Raw genomic sequence first — 15,850 nt, 5'->3', positions numbered from 1 at the left:
TCTATTTCCTGAGGACAAAGTTTTCCCCATTTTTTGGGCCAGATTTTCGGATAAAAAGTCTACGTTCCACAGATACACCAAGTAACACTTGGTAGATGTCTGTGAGGATGGGCCTTGACGAATAATATCCATGGCCAAGTCCACCCACACCCAAAACAGGATCATCCACTTCATTCACATTGATCACATCCACTCCGGAATACTTGAAACACATTCCGGCGCGCGCGGCACCATTTACTTTTTGAGAAGCAATGAGAGCGTTGTCACCAGGAGAACAATAGAGTGTGATCCTCTCTGAGGATTTTGTTAAATCAGAAAGGATGAGTTCAAATTCGTTTTTGTCAAAATCGGGAGCATTCAAAATGAGTTCCGATAGAAATTTACTTTTCCCTTGTTTGGCTAGTGCTGCCACAGAAGGTAAAACTACTTGGTGGCCCATACTATGAACCACTAGATGGATTTTTTTTCCAAGACCAGTGATGTCGTTTAAGAACTTAGCAAAAGGTTCTCGGTTGATTTTGGCTTCTGTATAGTTTAAGTCGTAAGTGGATTTGACCATCACTTGGTTTAGGATTCCCGAATCGACTCCGGCAGGCCAAGAGTAAACCACTACTTCCCCAGGAAACTTAAGATCATATTTGATTTGTCCGGCACGAAGTACGGCTTCATCAAAGTTCACATTGAATCCATGTACAAAAACTAAAACTTCCTCGGAGGCAGAGGATTTGATTTTCGTTAAAAATTCTCTGTCGTCCGTATTGATACGACCTTTGAATTGGAAAAATTGGTTTTTGTCTTGGGCATTGTCAAGCGAGATATCACCTACAATATGACGGGAAGGGATGTTTACCAAACAAATTCCGTAATGAGGATTGATGTCGGTGATGAATCCAAAACTTGCGCTGTCACAATTGTCTTTGACTGTCATTTCCCGACGAGAAGTGATAAAATGTACATTTAAAATTTTGGTTTCATCAAAAGGATCCACAATTCGTTTGTTGATTTGTTCTCCAATTTTAGGGGCACAGGAAACCAGTAAGTTTGCTACAAATAATAAGAAACAAAAGAATATTAGGAAAGTTGAATGTTTAGAGTGTTGTTTATTTTTAAGCATAGGTATTTAATCCGTTTTATTTGTAAGAAAATCCTTTGATGATTTTTGTAGGGTTTATGTTTTTTCCATCTTTGATGACTTCAAAGTGGAGGTGGGGGCCAAAACAATATCCAGTACATCCTGAACGAGAGATGACCTTCCCTGCACTGACATAGTCACCTTCTTTCACAAACAGTTTCGAATTGTGAGCATATAAAGTTTGGTAACTGTCATCATGAGTGAGGATGATCGCATTTCCATACCCACCCATCCAACCAGAATAGGTGACTTTCCCTTTTCTAGCTGCATAAACGGATTCGTAATTGGCACGTAAGTCGAGTGCCATATGGAATTTGTATTGAGGGTAAGATCTTGTTCCCCAACCTGATGTGATGACTTTGGAAACAACAGGGATTCTCCAAACAGGGCCTGTTTCTGGGATTATGGCGCCTGGTAAAAAAACCTTTTGGCCGGATTTGAATAAATCATAATCTTCTAATTGGTTTTCGGAATATATGTCGTCGATTTTAACTTTGTAGTAATCGGCTACTTTGGCGAGTGTATCCCCTTTTTTAAGTTTATAAACTAAACCTTGTTTGTTGGGAATGTTTAAAATTTGTCCGGGTAAAATCGAAACTTCGGGGCTAATTCCAGAACTTCCCGCTATGGATTCCGCGGACAGTTTGAACCTGCGTGCGATATCAGAAAGTGTTTCGTTCTTTTTGACTTTGTATTGTGTAACTTTTAGTTTTTTGTTTTTGTTTTCTGCCAAAGCATCCAGATCTGCCGAACGAAGGATGGCCATTTTTTTATCTTCTGTTTCTTGGAGGTATTTTTCATCCGCAAGTTTTGCCTCTTTGTCTTTGATGTCGTTTTCTTCCACTTCCGTGGACATACTTAGGAATTCTTTTTCCATCAAACTTTCTTCGTAAGTTTGTTTGTCTACGAGGATGGACAAAAAGAATGCTAAGATAAAGGAAGAGGCGAGTAGTGGAAGAATACGATACCGCTTGCGGTTGAGATCGATTGTGCCATGAAGGACACTTGATTGTGATTGGAGATTGTAAAAATACTTACCTGGAGAAACCTGGATTACATTTACGTTCCCCCAGCGTAACACATGCTTGCCGATCGTAGACTTTTCAGGAGACCGAAGTAGCATGTGTTAATAGGGACTGGTTAATCCTTGGTATCTAAGGATTTGATACCACCAAAGGATTCTTCAACAATCTTACGAACGTCTTTTTTCTGGCCGCCTGTGATTGTAATATTCCCTTTAGCAACAACACCTTTTTGGAGTTCTAAGTAAGGAGCTGTAATATCACCTAACATACGTCCTGTACCTTCAAGTTTTACTTCATTTTCTGCTTTGATGTTTCCAATGAGGGTACCTGATACGATGACTTCTCTTGCACTGATGTTAGTTTTTACTTTACCGGTCTCTCCGATAACGAGTGCGTCTTCTGTTTTGATATCACCTTCGAATTTTCCATCGATTCTAAGTGAACCTGCGATATAAAACTTACCTTCAAATATCGACCCTGGTCCGATAACGCTATTGATGGAATCCTTACCTATTGCCATTCCTGCTCCTTTTCCCCTTCTGTGAGAATCAAAATTTTCGGTCTTCTTGACAAGCCTTTTTAGTAGTCGATTTCCTCATCCCCGCTAAAGACCGATTTTTTTCGTTTTGGCGGTTTGGAAGAGGTGGGTTGTTTTTCTACTTTTTCTGGTTTTTTCTTTTCTATATGTGTTGGTTGGGTCGAAGGCTGACTTGGCCTTGATTCCACTACGTTCCAGGATGATCCATGGTCATTACAAACGTCTTTCGGAGCTGTTTGTGGGATGAAATACTCTTCAAATAGGTCATGGCATTGGGATCCGGGCAGTTTTCCAGACATCCGGCAGACAGTTTTTTTTACGACTTTCACATCGCCGAGCCAAGGAAAATCGATGGCTGGTTCCCGGTCGAGAGCCCTTGCCATAAACCGACCCCAAACAGGTGCGGCTAGTTTCCCACCGGTCATCCCTCGTCCAAGAGAAATGGTTCCGACATCATACCCAAACCAGACCGAGGTCACAAGTTCGGGTGTGTAACCCACAAACCATGCATCTCGAAAGTTATTAGTGGTGCCTGTTTTTCCGTAAGCTTTGCGGTTCAGTCCATAGGATAAAACCCCGCGACCTGTTCCTTCTTCGACAACGTCTTTCATCATGGATGTGATGAGAAAGGCAGCTTCTTTGGAAATGATTTGTTTGCGGTCATCATCCTCGTAGTCTTTGCGAAAGTCTTTGATGACTTTGCCTGCATTGTCTTCGACATACAAAACGGAAATAGGATTTACTGTTTTTCCACCAGAGGCTAGGGCTGCATAGGCCCTTGTGAGTTCATAAGGTGTTAGTTCGAAGGATCCGAGTGAAACACTGAAGTTATAAGGAATGTCTCGGCCTGGTAATTGTAATAGGCCTCGTAAACTTTCCATTAGGTGGGAGAGTCCTACTTGTTCTAATACCCGAACGGCCACAGAGTTTTTGGATTGTTCTAAGGCTTTTCTAAGTAAAATAAACCCTGAGTATTCGCTACTATAGTTTTCAGGAGCCCATTCATCTCCGTCTTCCATAAGGTATTGGAGCGGGGAATCTGCAAAGAGTGTAGCAGGTGTTACGTTTTTTTCTGGATCTGGATTTTTCCCAGAATAGTCCATTGCTGCCGCATAAAGAATCGGTTTAAAAGCAGATCCTGGTTGGCGGAAGGCTTGGAAGGGACGGATTTGTTGGTTGTCTGAACGAAATCCTGATCCACCCACAAGGGCTGTGATGTATCCTGTGTCTGGACGAATGGCAATGAGTGACCCTTCTACTGGCAGGAGATGGTCTTTTGTGGTTTGTGAAGTGTAGTTTTTATCTATCAAATCACCTAGGAAATCATCTCCCGTGAGTAAATTCAGAGTAGCAAACTCGTCACGGATATCTTCCTGGTAAGCGGAAGAAAACGTACGTTCTGTCCTGGAAATATGAAATTTAAAATCAGGAAGGTCATACAAATCGGCAATTAAAGAATACCCACTTCCATACAAATCATCAAAGGCATCAATGTTACGAAAGGCTCTTTGGTTGGATTCTATGGTTTGTCTTTGGAGGGCAGGTAAAAGTGCTTTCTCCGCTTCTTCTTGGTGGCGGATTTGGATGGTGGAATAAATTTTAAGTCCCCCATTGTAAAGGCGACTAGAACCAATCGAACGAATTAGGTTTTTTCTGATATATTCAGTTACATAAGGAAAACGATTGAGCCTGTCAGAAAACGCGGAATCATTCGGAGAACGATTTAAATTTGTATAATATTCTGCAAGGGCCGCATATTCTTTTTCTGCGTCAGCCACTGACATCCTTCCATTTTCTACTAACTTACGAAATACAACCCGTACTTTGTTTAAACTAGAAACAGGATTGACGATGGGACTAAACTGAGTGGGCCTTGTGGTAAGACTGGCAAGGATCGCTGCTTCTCCCCAAGTAACATCTTGTACTTCTTTCCGAAAATAAAACCGAGAAGCTGCACCCACACCAATGGTTCCGTGTCCGAGTGGAATTTCATTTAGATACACTTCTAAAATTTTATCTTTCGGATACACCAGTTCGAGTAAAATGGCAAGCCAGGCTTCACGCGCTTTTCTTGCGATGGAACGTTCTATCGATAAAAACTTAAGGCGTGCGACTTGTTGGGTGATGGTGGAGGCACCTTCTTTCACACGACCTGCCATAATGTTGACAACAAAGGCACGAGCGATTCCTTTTAAATCAATTCCATTGTGTGAATAAAAGGAGTTATCCTCAGTGGATAAAAAACATTGGATGACTTTGTGTCTGTTATCTGCGGATAAAGTATTTTCTTCTGGTTTGAGTTGTTCTAAACGAACGGGAATTCTAGAAAATTTATAATATTCGGCAATGGGTTCGTAGACACCTTTGTCATTTAACCCGTACAAGGTGGAAGGGATGTCGTAAACAGCAGCTTCTTTTAGTTTAAAAAAATCTTTTACAGATCCTGTGAGTAAAAAAACATTTAAAGACCCAAACGCAAATATAGCAATGGCAGTGTTTCTTAATTTTTTGTCTCCGCTCCAAATGTTTTCTGTAACAATTCGAAACCAAATGATAAAATACTTTTCAAAGAGCCCAACGGGTTCTTGTTTCATACATTTCCCTTAACTTTATATCCAGATCAAACGAGTGGAGAAAATTCCTTCATATGGTCGATTCCGTGGTAACGGAGACCGGTATCCAAATTATAACCACCGAGAGATTCCAGAATTTTCGATCTGCTTTCCGGAGAAAAACTATATTCGTAGGCTCTCGTTAAAATTTCTTTGCAGGCTTGGCTTGCTTGGTTCAAAAGTTCGATAAACGAGTCATTGAACTTCCGTTTCGGGTCAGCCGGATAGAACCATTCCCTTTTTTCATCATTCATGATCTTGGGATTGATGTTTTCGATCGCGGGTAGCATAAGCACACTGGCATTGTATTTGTGAAAGGTCAGTGTATCCACTACACTCACAAGTCCCCGCATAAAGGTACTTCTCGAGTCCAAAGTGGAGGTAAACCTGTAAAATCCTAAATAGGATTCGTTTAAGATATCACCAGGAATGATTTTTTTTTCAGAGCCTAAGTAGGAGGTAGCAAACTCCCCGGGGTATGTTTCTTTAATGGATTGTAACCAAAAATTCCATAACACCGGATCCATTTTGTTTTTGATTCCTACCGTTCGGTGGCGGATATCGATGTATTGTGAGAAGTCATATTCTTTAGGACTCATTCCCCAGCGGTGGTTGATGAGAAGGGTATCCAGTCCAAACTCAACCTTCATATGATTGACCTGGGCTTGGTAAGAAATCTTCTTATCGTTGTTATAGTAATCCCCTGAGATATAAAAGATATAAGGATGGGTTTGGATGTCTACCACGCAGTGACAAATATACCCTAAAGTAAATGCCAAAAATCGATCCCTATAGAGTCCCATTTCTGTATCATGGACTTGGTCGAGAAAACTTAAAATCAGTTCAGCCACTCGGTCATGGTGGGCAAGGTCACCGAAGAAAGCTGCCTTCTTAGTACGTTTGGGTTGTAACACGTGATAGAAGTAAAATATGTCGGGAGCCACGGCACCAAGGTTTGCGTATGAGGCAACATCGGGACGCGAAAGTAATGCGGCCATTTTGCGTTGGGTCGCATTTCCATGTTCCAAATGTTTTTTCACTTGGGAGAGAGCTTCAATATGTGTAATCTTTCCTGCCATTTTCTACTTTTTTGACTTTATGGAATGGAACCTATTGAAAGGTTTATCTTAAATCCTATGACATCAATCGAAAAACTAAAGTTTTTGAAAGAAGACCAAGTAAGGTCTTTAGCAAATGAATTCGGCACACCACTCTTTGTCTATTCCGAGAAAGAAATTGAACAAAAATGTGACGATACCTTGGCATTCCCGAATGCTTTCGGATTACAAGTCCGTTACGCCATGAAGGCAAATCCCAATTCCAATATCCTTCAAATTATGAAAAAGAAAGGCATCCTCATTGATGCCTCGTCAGAACATGAAGTGTTGCGTGCCCTCCACTTTGGATTCAAACCAGAATCCATTATGCTCACATCCCAAGAATTTCCCAAGGCTTTTGAAGAGTTCATTGGAAAAGGGGTGAAGTTCAATGCTTGTTCTCTTCGCCAACTCGAAGCTTTTGGAAAGGCCTTTCCTGGAAAGTCTGTTTCCATTCGTTTCAATCCGGGCCTTGGTTCCGGTCATACCAAAAAAACAGATGTAGGAGGAGTCACATCTTCCTTTGGAATTTGGCATGAAAAACTGCCCGAAGTCAAAGCCATCGTAGAAAAATACAAAATCGTTGTGGAAAAAGTTCATACACATATTGGTTCGGGAAGTGATCCGGAAGTTTGGAAGGCAGTGGCCAAATACACTTTAGAATATGCGGAAGCCTTTCCAACGGTCACAGTAGTCAGCCTTGGTGGTGGATACAAAGTGGGAAGGATGGAAGATGAAAAATCAACCGACTTACAAAAGATTGGTGCCCCGGTAAAACCACAATTTGAAGAATTTGCCGCAAAACATGGAAGGAAACTGATTTTAGAAATTGAACCAGGAACCTATCTTATAGCACTTTGTGGGGCACTTCTCACAACAGTAGACGATCTTGTTGATACAGGTTCTAAGGGTTTTCGTTTTATGAAACTAGACGCTGGTATGGATTCGAACACCAGACCTTCGTTATATGGTGCGAGACATCCACTTGTCACAGTGAAAAAAGATGGAAGCACACCCAAGTCAAATGTAGACTATGTTGTCGTCGGACATTGTTGTGAGTCAGGTGATGTTTTCACTCAAAAAGAAGGCGGAGAACCTATGACAAGACTAATGGGAGAAGCCGAAATTGGTGACTACGTGGTGATGGAAGCTGTGGGTGCCTACTGTTCCAGTATGTCCACAAAAAACTACAATAGTTTTCCTGAGACAGCGGAAGTATTACTCCGTAAAAACGGTGAAGGGAAACTGATTCGTAAAAAGGAACCGGTTTTAGAAATCTTTCGCAATGAAATCCTTGTTGTAGAATGATCGAATGAACAATTTGTACGCTGTCCTACTGGCAGGTGGGACAGGAACTCGAATGGGAACGGAAGTTCCCAAACAGTTTTTAAAAATAAGAGGTGAGTCGCTCCTTCGGCATTCGGTCAAACGTTTCCGAAGTTTTGGCCTGATCAAATCCATCACCATTGTTTCTCATCCTGATTGGATTTTGGAAACGGAAAAAGAATTGGATGATTTGTTGGAAGGGAACGATCGGATTGTTCCGGGTGGTGAATCTCGCCATCTGTCTACGTTATGTGGAATCCATTCGATTTCCTATGATACAAAGGATATTTTTTTCATCCATGATGTGGCAAGGCCCAATTTTAAACAAAACGAACTCTACCAACTAGTCGAACAAACAAAAATTTTTGGCGGGGCCAGTCTTGTGGCAAAGTCAACGGAAAGTTTGGTTCGTGTTCGGATTCATACTAACTATACAGAAGAACCTTTGAAACGAGACGAAGTGTATGCTGTGAAAACACCTCAGTCCATCGCCGGGTTTATGATCAGTGAACTGGTTGCGGAAGGGCTTGATGCCGATATTCGAAAACATCCTACAGATCTTTGCACTTGGATGGGGAAACGAAGGGTAGGGATTGTAGAAACCGATTATCACAATGTCAAAGTCACAAGTCCCGGTGATGCAGAACTTGCCGACTCTTTGTTTTGGGAAGAACTACCGACCGTGGAATAATTTAAAACGTTGTTTCCAGATCCAGATGCGAAATAGATTTTTGTTTTCTATCGTATCAATTTGAATTCCGAATCCACTTGGTTTTCCATATTTCCCTTGTGGGTTTGACCAGCGAACAACCCCACCTACAGAAATTTCTCCCGATCTCGTTTGGATTTTGACATTACAGATTTGGTCTTGTCCTAAAACGGAACTTGTTTCTATGTACAATCCTTCCATGGATACATTGAGTAAGGTTCCTTGGCAAATTTGATTGTTTTTTCCTGAAAAATTGACGGGGTTAGAAACCGGGTATCTTGGAGCAAAAACACGAGCAAGGAATGCTTCGTAGATTTGTTTTTCTTCTTTTTGATTGATTTGAAAGAGAAGTTGGACACCCGCAATTTCTGATCCGTCATCTTCTTCGTCAATGCGTACGATCTTTGCATGAACTGAAATGGATACAGGGTCTCTACTTTCCTTTTCTAATTTTAGGAGGAGGTTGATTGGGTCTCCTACTTTTAGGAAATGATGCGCTGGTAGTGGTATCAAGATTCCATTTCGGGAAATATTGATGGTTTGTCCGTCACCTTCGCGTTCCCCGTCAGAATTGGCCCAGTGAAAAGGGATGGGGTGTGTCTCTCGGTATTTGGTTCTCCAACCTCGGCGTTTTCCACTTAGGTAGGGAGCAGCGATTTCTCTACGTAAGAAATAAAATACAATTCCAAGTAGGACAGTTGTGACTGCCATATTCCAAATCACATCGGAGGTATGAATGCGAATGCCTGCTAGGAAAAACTTCTTACCAAGTGTGACTGACAAAACCATCCAAGCATTGTAAGTGAGAGAAAGAAAACTGAAACAAAGGAAGAGGTAGTATCCAAATTTCTTTTTAGCAATGAGGCCATAGGCAATGATGGCACTAAGACCGGAAAACACATATTGCCACGGTTGGATCCTAGAGAAAATCATACTAAAATGTTCTAGATCCAAATCGTAAAGTGCCGCAATGGCAAAAAAATTGAGAAAGGGTACGGCGAAAAAAACGACCGTAACCAATAGAACGGGAATGGGGTAGTTGAAGAACCGCAAAGTCACCCGCAAATCAAATTCGATTTTGGTTGTTTAGTCAACTTATTTTTGAAACTTAGGGATTTGGTGAATCCACTTTTCCCTCAGTCTTCTTTCTTGGGAACCCCTGAATCTTGTGTATTCTCCTCAGTTACTGTGACAGATTCTGTGGAAATTGAACCTTCTTGTAAAGAAGGCATTCCGTTGATCATAATATGTAATTCCTTCTGTCTCTCTGAAATTCCATCTTCGACAGCTGTTAGGCGGCTTATGATACTATGGAGGATAACGGAAAGAAAACCGGGACTTTCTTTTCCCATGGCAAAAAAGATTTCTTTTGTGATGACTCCGACTTTTGTATCTTCGGCAGCGGCAACAATCGTAGCAGCCCTAGGCGAAGGATAAACGAGAGCCATCTCTCCAAAAAATTCACCAGGTTTGATATCTCGAATATACTGGTCTTCTCCATTTGCCTTTCGTTTGAAAACTTGGAGGTTTCCTGCGAATACAAAGAACATCTTTCCGTTACTGTCTTCTCCTTCTGAAAACACTTTGGTCCCCGGAGAAAAATGGTCGATGCGCACTTCGGTGATGTACTTTCTCAAATGTTCTACGTTCATTTTTCCTCCTCCTTTTTGAATTCTTCTAACATTTTATCGAGTTCAGTGAGCCTTGCTTCTGCTCTATGGAGTTTTTCTACCGTACTTTTGGTGAGTTGGAATAAAAAATGCGTATTGATACGAGCTAATTTTTCAAATTGGTCATCTCGTAAGATTCCCACACGTGCATTTGCCGAAACCACACTGATGGTCATGGCCCGAGGCCTCCTTGTGAGAAGTGATAGTTCGCCGAAAAATTCACCAGGGCCAAGGCCTTTGATGACTTCCTGGGTTCCATCTGGCAGTCGTTTGGTGACAGCAAACATTCCACTCATGATACAATACATACTGCCATCATGAGGATCCCCTTCGCGAAAGATCACATCCCCTCGCAAATAAACTTGCGTAGAGATATTTTGCATAAATTCCAAAATGTTCATCGTGCTTGTCCTATGGGTATCTGACATGAGAATAAAAATTCAAAACAAAGGCAAGTGAATCACAAAATCTCACTAGACAGATTTCCCTAGTACAAAAACCTGCTTATACAACCACAATGCGGGCGTGGCGAAATTGGCAGACGCACCAGATTTAGGTTCTGGCGCCGAGAGGCGTGGGGGTTCAAGTCCCTCCGCCCGCATAACAAACTTTCCTCAAAACAATCCAAACATTCGATTCAATACAAACCTAGGGACTTGAACAGTGACGCGAGCATGAACAGTGACGACCCATAGGGAGTCATAGTTCATGCAAGTTTGCCCGGATGGCAAACGCCGAGCGCTCACCGTGCCTCGAAGCGTAGCAAACACAGGAAGTGTTTGCAGCGGAGAGGTCAAGTCCCGAAGCAAAGTTGAATATATACTTTAGCTCTAACTCAGAAAGTAGTATAGAAAACTCATTTGCATTATGACGAAACAAGAAATAAAGAGCTATTTTATGCAATGGGAGAAATATATTTATTACGGGAGATTCAATCGAAAGATAACTTTGTAAAATAAAGAACTCAAGACTTAATGCTCTTATAATAGAAGAAAGTTTTCGTTTTTTGATAAGTTGGAATTTGAAAAGACAACATTTGTCCTACTTTTCTACACAAACCACTTGGTTTGCAATTTTACATGCAATTGTGTTTGTAACAACAAGCGTTTTTGTGCTTTCTCAAAAAACACCGATGACCTTGATGCCAGTCTGAGATATCGATATATATGGCAACATGTTGTACAGGGAACCGCTGCAGTCGATTGCTCTGGAACGAGATTGATTAAGCTTGGTTCACCGTTTTTATCTTCCTTGTATACAACAAACACCTAACAAAGTATTTTAAAACTCTTTTTTACCAATTATTACTTTTCGTTTGTTAGTAGTTCTTAATATGATGACTTAATGGTAAAATGGTTAAGATCGGTAACAATGAAATTTTTCGCGAGGCCAGGGATTTGTCTTTTTCAATTGTTGGTTGTCTTATTTTTATTATCAGTTCTTAGTGATTGTAAATCCCCCGAAGAAACTGGTTCAGGTTCTAAGGCCTGTGCTGATTCCTGGAAAATATACCAAACATGTTTGATCATCAACGAGAATAACTCTAACTTTTGTAAACCACAGTGGGATGGGATTGTGGTTGCTTGCGGAATGATGTAAAGATCCAGGAAAATTTAGAGAATTTTAGAAAATGAAAAATATCCTTAAAAGAAGTTTTTATTGATTTACGAAACATTTTCTCCATCACCTGATTTGAGTTCTCTAATCAAATGTTTTTGGACATTGTCAATTCAAGATTCTTCTGATTACCCCAAACAAAGAATTGTCCCAGATGGTTGTATGGAATTGGCATTTAATTTGGGAGATCCTATCCAACGTTTTACGAATGAAAATGAATCTGTGATTCAACCTTGGGCTTGTTTGATAGGGCAGATCACGGAACCTTTTTATATAAAACCCACGGGATCAGTAAATACCTTTGCGGTTAGATTTTATCCTTATGGAATTGCTAATTTTTTTGATAAACCAATGGAGAGTTATGCGAACCGCGAAACACCTCCTTCTCAATTGTTTGGGTTTGAAGGGGCAATTGAACTAGAAGAAAAAATTCACAAGGCCAAAGATACTGCAACTCGCATTCGGATCATAGAAGATTTTTTTAGATCAAAACTCCAAGAGCAAATGATCTTTGATCGAATTTTAAAAAATACCATCGATAGTCTATTACATTCAAAGGGAAATGAGTCTATTGATTCTATTTTGGGTGATGAAGTTTTAAGCAGACGACAACTAGAAAGAAAATTCAAAAAACAAATTGGGCTTAGTCCCAAAAAATTGGAAAAAATTATAAGGATGCAAGCTGCATTAAAAATGCTAATCAACCGAGAATCCGAAAAATTAACGGAAATTGCATATGAAAGTAATTATTATGATCAATCCCATTTTATTAAGGATTTTAAGGAATTTACAGGTTTAAGTCCAAAAGAGTTTAATCACGATGATGAAATGTTACTTTCAAAATTATTCTACAAAAAAGATTGATTTGTCGTTTTTTTACAATTCGTGAGAATCTAGAAATTGTATCATAATAGAATCAAAAGGAATGGGTAAAAATGAAAAAGTTCTTAATCATCATGGTAGTGTTATTTTTGGAAATGGGATTGACTTCCTGTAAAGATGAAAGTAAGTCCGGCGCAGTGACTGAGAAAGTTGGAGATACCGAAATGAAAAATACAATTTCGATTGTGGAGATTCCTGTTTCCAATTTAGATAGAGCGGTTCTCTTTTATGGAACTATCTTAAATGTTTCTATAGAAAAAATGACTATGGAAGATACTGAACTTGGTGTGATCCCTTCCAATCCAGATTCTGTGAATGTGGTTTTGGTTAAAGGAAAGGATTATATTCCGACAAAGAACGGGATTGTTGTCTATCTCAATCAGGGAGAAGATTTGCAACCAGCTTTAGACAAAGTGGAAAAGATGGGAGGGAAGGTTGTTCTCCCGAAAACTTTGATCAGTCCTGAAATGGGCTATTATGCTTACATCATTGATACGGAAGGAAATAAGATCGGTTTCCATTCAGCAAAGTAAGATTTCGAGGGATGGGGCGGGGCGGATAGCGCGGTCGCTGAATCTATGATTTGTCCTCCACCAAACGATGGCGAGATGCCCCCGTAAGAAACTAAAACTAATCTGCTTTTATATCCACCCCAAATATATCTTCGCCTTCGCCACCAAAGCCCACAGATATCCTTCTGCCTTGATTCTCAATTCAGCAATCGTATTCCCCAAGGAAGTTCCGGCTGGTGGAGCAAGGGTTTGGTTCGTAACACCAGTTCCATTTAAGTTTTGGCTTGCTGGTACTCCGCCACGCACACTATGAAATGTATACACTCGATTGGTGGTTGCAGGTTCCGAGATGACGATGTCTTGGAGACCATCCGCATTGGTGTCTTGGAACTGAAGTCCTTGAGAGAAACCACTATTTGTAAGTGAACCAGAAAAGAGGCTATTGGCAGATCCAGCAGCACTTAAATTCAAGTTGGGAAATCCAGTAGTTGGATCATTTAACACTAAGTAAACGTCACCGATTCCGGAACTTGCGCCTGCGGCTCCAATTAAAAGATCTGGCAATCCATCGCCATTTGTATCGCCAGAGGTTAGGTTTCCTCCGAAGGAACAATTAGTACCGTTACAACTTGTTGTAGGTGGGCCAATGAGTGTTGCTACTGGTGGATTCGGATACGGGTTTGTTGAATCACAGGTGGAGTGGTATACAAATACTATACCTTGATTTGTATTGAAGGTGGGGCCCCCTACAGCAAGATCAATGCAATTGTCAGAATTGAAATAATCCAATACAAAACTAGTTCCAAATTGGCAGCCGGTTCCAGCAGCACAACCCGGCGAAGGTTCGGTTGGAGCAACGAGATATTGCTGAGGAGTTGTTGGCAATGATCCTTGATTGGAAATAAAAATATAAATCCTTCCCCTATTTGAGGAGTATATTGCTGCACTGACAACAAGGTCTAAAAATCCATCTCCGTTCAAGTCTCCTGCATATGCAAGAGATCCAAAATTATCATCTGGATTAGGAACAGTCGCAGGATTTTTAAAAACAAAATTCGCTGTATTTGTGTTTTGCGACAATATTGCGTTTGGTCCTTGGCTATATAAAATAAATAATTCATTCAGCCAGGGCGAGGCGAATACCCCATCATCATAACCGTCGTTATTGATATCAGCTCCAATGATATTTGTTCCAAATCTACCTGAACCTATCACTCCATCGAGAATCGCATCTGCAAATCCACCGGCATTTAGATTTTGAGATGGGATACCCGATTGGCCTTTACTCAAAAATACATATACTCTTCCTGTCGCACCATTATACGCTTGTGCACCAACTAAAACATCTGCATATCCATCTCCGTTAAAATCACCTGATCCTATACGGCATCCAAAATACGTTCCTGTGGTTCCATCTGTTAGTGATGTAACGGGATTCGTTTCTAGTTGTTTGATCCAAGGATTTGTTTTATACACATATCCATATCCTTGGATACTATTGACAGGTGTCGCCGATACAATCAAATCGGGATACCCATCTCCATCCGTATCATGATTCGTTCCTTTACGCACTTGGATGGTATTGGGTCTTTCGTAAGGAATGTGAGCATAGATGGTATGAAGGCTACCGTATGTCCAAAAAGTACCGCTAACCGCTTTTGCAGGAAGCGCATATCTCCAGGTTCCATTGACCACTGGCACTTGGGTCGGAGGAGCATCATCAATGCCAACATTTACATACGCCTGTCCCGGAGGAACCGTTCCCACAACAAATCCGGTTTCGACAATTGAATGGTTGGTTAGGTTGGAAATGGTGACTGTTGATTCTGGCAGTAAGGCCAAATAGAGATAAGGTGACCATTTTTTGAGTCTGTCATTGTCAGGGCAGAGGAAATTGGGTAATTTCATCAAACATTCGATGGGTGGGTGTGTGAGAGGGTTTGCCCAACAATTCAGCAGAAAAAAGGAAAGTCCTAGTGTTAGTAGTCGTTTGTTCAGAATATGGGCGAATGTTTTAAATGCCATGGCTTTTTACAACTAACATTGAGTTGATGTTTTTCATCCAGTAATTGGAATGCAATAATTTATTTTTCGCTGTAAATAAAAACATTAAGAAAACGAGGATTGCCTCCTGGAATCCTTCAAAAAACTGAATCCAATTTCGCATAACGATTCTTCTCACTCACATACTTTGGGAAATGATTTAAGATCATTTGTTAAATAGATTTGATTTCTTAGGATTACCTCGAATCAAAATAAATGAAATAAAAATTTGAAATCAAAAAATTTCTTTCCTTTTTCAATTCTATAATTCACGATCCATCGCATGAGTTTTTTTGAAAGTTTGAAAGCCGTCGCAGCTCAGGCAGTGGAGCTAGTACAAAACAATCCGCAAGTTGTTTCTGGGATTCAAAAGATCATCGAAGACAATGGTGGAGTATCCGGAATTGTACAAAAATTTAAAGACAAGGGATTTACAGAAGCTGCGTCATCTTGGGTGGGAACCGGAGACAATGTGAATATTGGTGCCGCCGATGTCATGAAGGTTTTAGGAAGTGATTCGGTAAAGGAACTTGCTGGGAAAGTCGGATTAGATTCCGAAGCTACGGCAAACCTCATTGGAAATTTATTGCCAATGGTGATAGATAAACTCTCTCCTGATGGAAAAGAGCCAAGTGGAGACCTTACTTCTCAACTTTCATCTTTAGCTTCTTTATTTACAAAATAGGT

Annotated in this window: 15 protein-coding genes and 1 tRNA gene; 7 read left to right on the top strand and 9 right to left on the bottom strand. The window is 40.6% G+C overall.

Features of this window, described 5'->3' with window-relative positions; translation table 11 throughout:
* Position 1 precedes the first annotated feature (1 nt).
* The 5 genes from EHQ24_RS04930 to EHQ24_RS04910 are packed head-to-tail and all read right to left on the bottom strand — an operon-like array spanning position 2 to position 6,386.
* Complete coding sequence (locus EHQ24_RS04930; RefSeq protein ID WP_135600556.1) at positions 2–1,114, bottom strand: alpha/beta hydrolase; 1,113 nt, start codon at positions 1,112–1,114, stop codon at positions 2–4.
* Positions 1,115–1,130: 16 nt separating this feature from the next.
* On the bottom strand, positions 1,131–2,255 hold the full coding sequence (locus EHQ24_RS04925) for a M23 family metallopeptidase (RefSeq protein WP_167483048.1): 1,125 nt from the start codon (positions 2,253–2,255) through the stop codon (positions 1,131–1,133).
* Positions 2,256–2,272: 17 nt separating this feature from the next.
* Positions 2,273–2,677 (bottom strand): bactofilin family protein, encoded by a 405-nt coding sequence (locus EHQ24_RS04920; RefSeq protein ID WP_002974102.1) that lies wholly within the window; start codon positions 2,675–2,677, stop codon positions 2,273–2,275.
* Positions 2,678–2,736: 59 nt separating this feature from the next.
* A complete protein-coding gene (locus EHQ24_RS04915) occupies positions 2,737–5,289 on the bottom strand; it encodes a penicillin-binding protein 1A (protein ID WP_135600554.1) in 2,553 nt (850 codons plus the stop codon).
* Between the two features lie 26 nt (positions 5,290–5,315).
* Positions 5,316–6,386, bottom strand: a complete 1,071-nt coding sequence (locus tag EHQ24_RS04910) for a zinc dependent phospholipase C family protein (RefSeq protein WP_135600553.1) — start codon at positions 6,384–6,386, stop codon at positions 5,316–5,318.
* A 57-nt stretch (positions 6,387–6,443) separates the two neighbouring features.
* On the opposite strand from EHQ24_RS04910, the gene EHQ24_RS04905 reads away from it, so the two are divergent.
* Complete coding sequence (locus EHQ24_RS04905) at positions 6,444–7,712, top strand: diaminopimelate decarboxylase (RefSeq protein ID WP_135600552.1); 1,269 nt, start codon at positions 6,444–6,446, stop codon at positions 7,710–7,712.
* A 4-nt stretch (positions 7,713–7,716) separates the two neighbouring features.
* On the top strand, positions 7,717–8,421 hold the full coding sequence (locus EHQ24_RS04900; RefSeq protein ID WP_135600551.1) for an IspD/TarI family cytidylyltransferase: 705 nt from the start codon (positions 7,717–7,719) through the stop codon (positions 8,419–8,421).
* On the opposite strand, the gene EHQ24_RS04895 is transcribed toward EHQ24_RS04900, so the two are convergent.
* From EHQ24_RS04895 to EHQ24_RS04885, 3 genes are all read right to left on the bottom strand, one after another.
* Positions 8,404–9,498, bottom strand: coding sequence for a PilZ domain-containing protein (locus EHQ24_RS04895; RefSeq protein ID WP_135600550.1), 1,095 nt, complete (start codon positions 9,496–9,498; stop codon positions 8,404–8,406). The two genes, EHQ24_RS04900 and EHQ24_RS04895, sit on opposite strands and share 18 nt — an antisense overlap.
* Before the next feature lie 77 nt (positions 9,499–9,575).
* Entirely contained in the window at positions 9,576–10,091 is a 516-nt protein-coding gene (locus tag EHQ24_RS04890) for a Crp/Fnr family transcriptional regulator (RefSeq protein WP_135600549.1), read from the bottom strand.
* Positions 10,088–10,510, bottom strand: a complete 423-nt coding sequence (locus EHQ24_RS04885) for a cyclic nucleotide-binding domain-containing protein (protein ID WP_135600548.1) — start codon at positions 10,508–10,510, stop codon at positions 10,088–10,090. The genes EHQ24_RS04890 and EHQ24_RS04885 overlap by 4 nt, the downstream gene beginning before the upstream one ends.
* A 118-nt stretch (positions 10,511–10,628) precedes the next feature.
* Here EHQ24_RS04885 and EHQ24_RS04880 point away from each other — a divergent pair.
* The 4 genes from EHQ24_RS04880 to EHQ24_RS04870 all read left to right on the top strand — a co-directional run bounded on the left by EHQ24_RS04880 (position 10,629) and on the right by EHQ24_RS04870 (position 13,141).
* Positions 10,629–10,710 (top strand) — tRNA-Leu (locus tag EHQ24_RS04880).
* 770 nt (positions 10,711–11,480) lie between these two features.
* Positions 11,481–11,708 (top strand): hypothetical protein, encoded by a 228-nt coding sequence (locus EHQ24_RS19185; protein WP_208725701.1) that lies wholly within the window; start codon positions 11,481–11,483, stop codon positions 11,706–11,708.
* A 60-nt stretch (positions 11,709–11,768) separates the two neighbouring features.
* Entirely contained in the window at positions 11,769–12,590 is an 822-nt protein-coding gene (locus EHQ24_RS04875; RefSeq protein WP_135600547.1) for an AraC family transcriptional regulator, read from the top strand.
* A gap of 71 nt (positions 12,591–12,661) precedes the next feature.
* Positions 12,662–13,141, top strand: coding sequence for a VOC family protein (locus EHQ24_RS04870; protein ID WP_135600546.1), 480 nt, complete (start codon positions 12,662–12,664; stop codon positions 13,139–13,141).
* Between the two features lie 108 nt (positions 13,142–13,249).
* Here EHQ24_RS04870 and EHQ24_RS04865 read toward each other — a convergent pair whose 3' ends face one another.
* Positions 13,250–15,145 (bottom strand): FG-GAP-like repeat-containing protein, encoded by a 1,896-nt coding sequence (locus EHQ24_RS04865; RefSeq protein WP_135600545.1) that lies wholly within the window; start codon positions 15,143–15,145, stop codon positions 13,250–13,252.
* A 301-nt stretch (positions 15,146–15,446) separates the two neighbouring features.
* Here EHQ24_RS04865 and EHQ24_RS04860 point away from each other — a divergent pair, with 301 nt between their 5' ends.
* On the top strand, positions 15,447–15,848 hold the full coding sequence (locus EHQ24_RS04860) for a YidB family protein (RefSeq protein ID WP_135600544.1): 402 nt from the start codon (positions 15,447–15,449) through the stop codon (positions 15,846–15,848).
* Positions 15,849–15,850: the final 2 nt, after the last annotated feature.

Origin of the sequence: Leptospira noumeaensis (genome assembly GCF_004770765.1) — a bacterium.
GTDB lineage: Bacteria > Spirochaetota > Leptospiria > Leptospirales > Leptospiraceae > Leptospira_A > Leptospira_A noumeaensis.
The sequence above is the reverse complement of the archived record's forward strand: the minus strand, read 5'-3'. Positions and strand labels throughout refer to the sequence as shown.

Excerpts from the sequence above, each read along its gene's own strand:
- EHQ24_RS04930 (WP_135600556.1), bottom strand. The coding sequence starts at position 1,114 with ATGCTTAAAAATAAACAACACTCTAAACATTCAACTTTCCTAATATTC.
- EHQ24_RS04925 (WP_167483048.1), bottom strand. The coding sequence starts at position 2,255 with ATGCTACTTCGGTCTCCTGAAAAGTCTACGATCGGCAAGCATGTGTTA.
- EHQ24_RS04920 (WP_002974102.1), bottom strand. The coding sequence starts at position 2,677 with ATGGCAATAGGTAAGGATTCCATCAATAGCGTTATCGGACCAGGGTCG.
- EHQ24_RS04915 (WP_135600554.1), bottom strand. The coding sequence starts at position 5,289 with ATGAAACAAGAACCCGTTGGGCTCTTTGAAAAGTATTTTATCATTTGG.
- EHQ24_RS04910 (WP_135600553.1), bottom strand. The coding sequence starts at position 6,386 with ATGGCAGGAAAGATTACACATATTGAAGCTCTCTCCCAAGTGAAAAAA.
- EHQ24_RS04905 (WP_135600552.1), top strand. The coding sequence starts at position 6,444 with ATGACATCAATCGAAAAACTAAAGTTTTTGAAAGAAGACCAAGTAAGG.
- EHQ24_RS04900 (WP_135600551.1), top strand. The coding sequence starts at position 7,717 with ATGAACAATTTGTACGCTGTCCTACTGGCAGGTGGGACAGGAACTCGA.
- EHQ24_RS04890 (WP_135600549.1), bottom strand. The coding sequence starts at position 10,091 with ATGAACGTAGAACATTTGAGAAAGTACATCACCGAAGTGCGCATCGAC.
- EHQ24_RS04885 (WP_135600548.1), bottom strand. The coding sequence starts at position 10,510 with ATGAACATTTTGGAATTTATGCAAAATATCTCTACGCAAGTTTATTTG.
- EHQ24_RS19185 (WP_208725701.1), top strand. The coding sequence starts at position 11,481 with ATGAAATTTTTCGCGAGGCCAGGGATTTGTCTTTTTCAATTGTTGGTT.
- EHQ24_RS04870 (WP_135600546.1), top strand. The coding sequence starts at position 12,662 with ATGAAAAAGTTCTTAATCATCATGGTAGTGTTATTTTTGGAAATGGGA.
- EHQ24_RS04865 (WP_135600545.1), bottom strand. The coding sequence starts at position 15,145 with ATGGCATTTAAAACATTCGCCCATATTCTGAACAAACGACTACTAACA.
- EHQ24_RS04860 (WP_135600544.1), top strand. The coding sequence starts at position 15,447 with ATGAGTTTTTTTGAAAGTTTGAAAGCCGTCGCAGCTCAGGCAGTGGAG.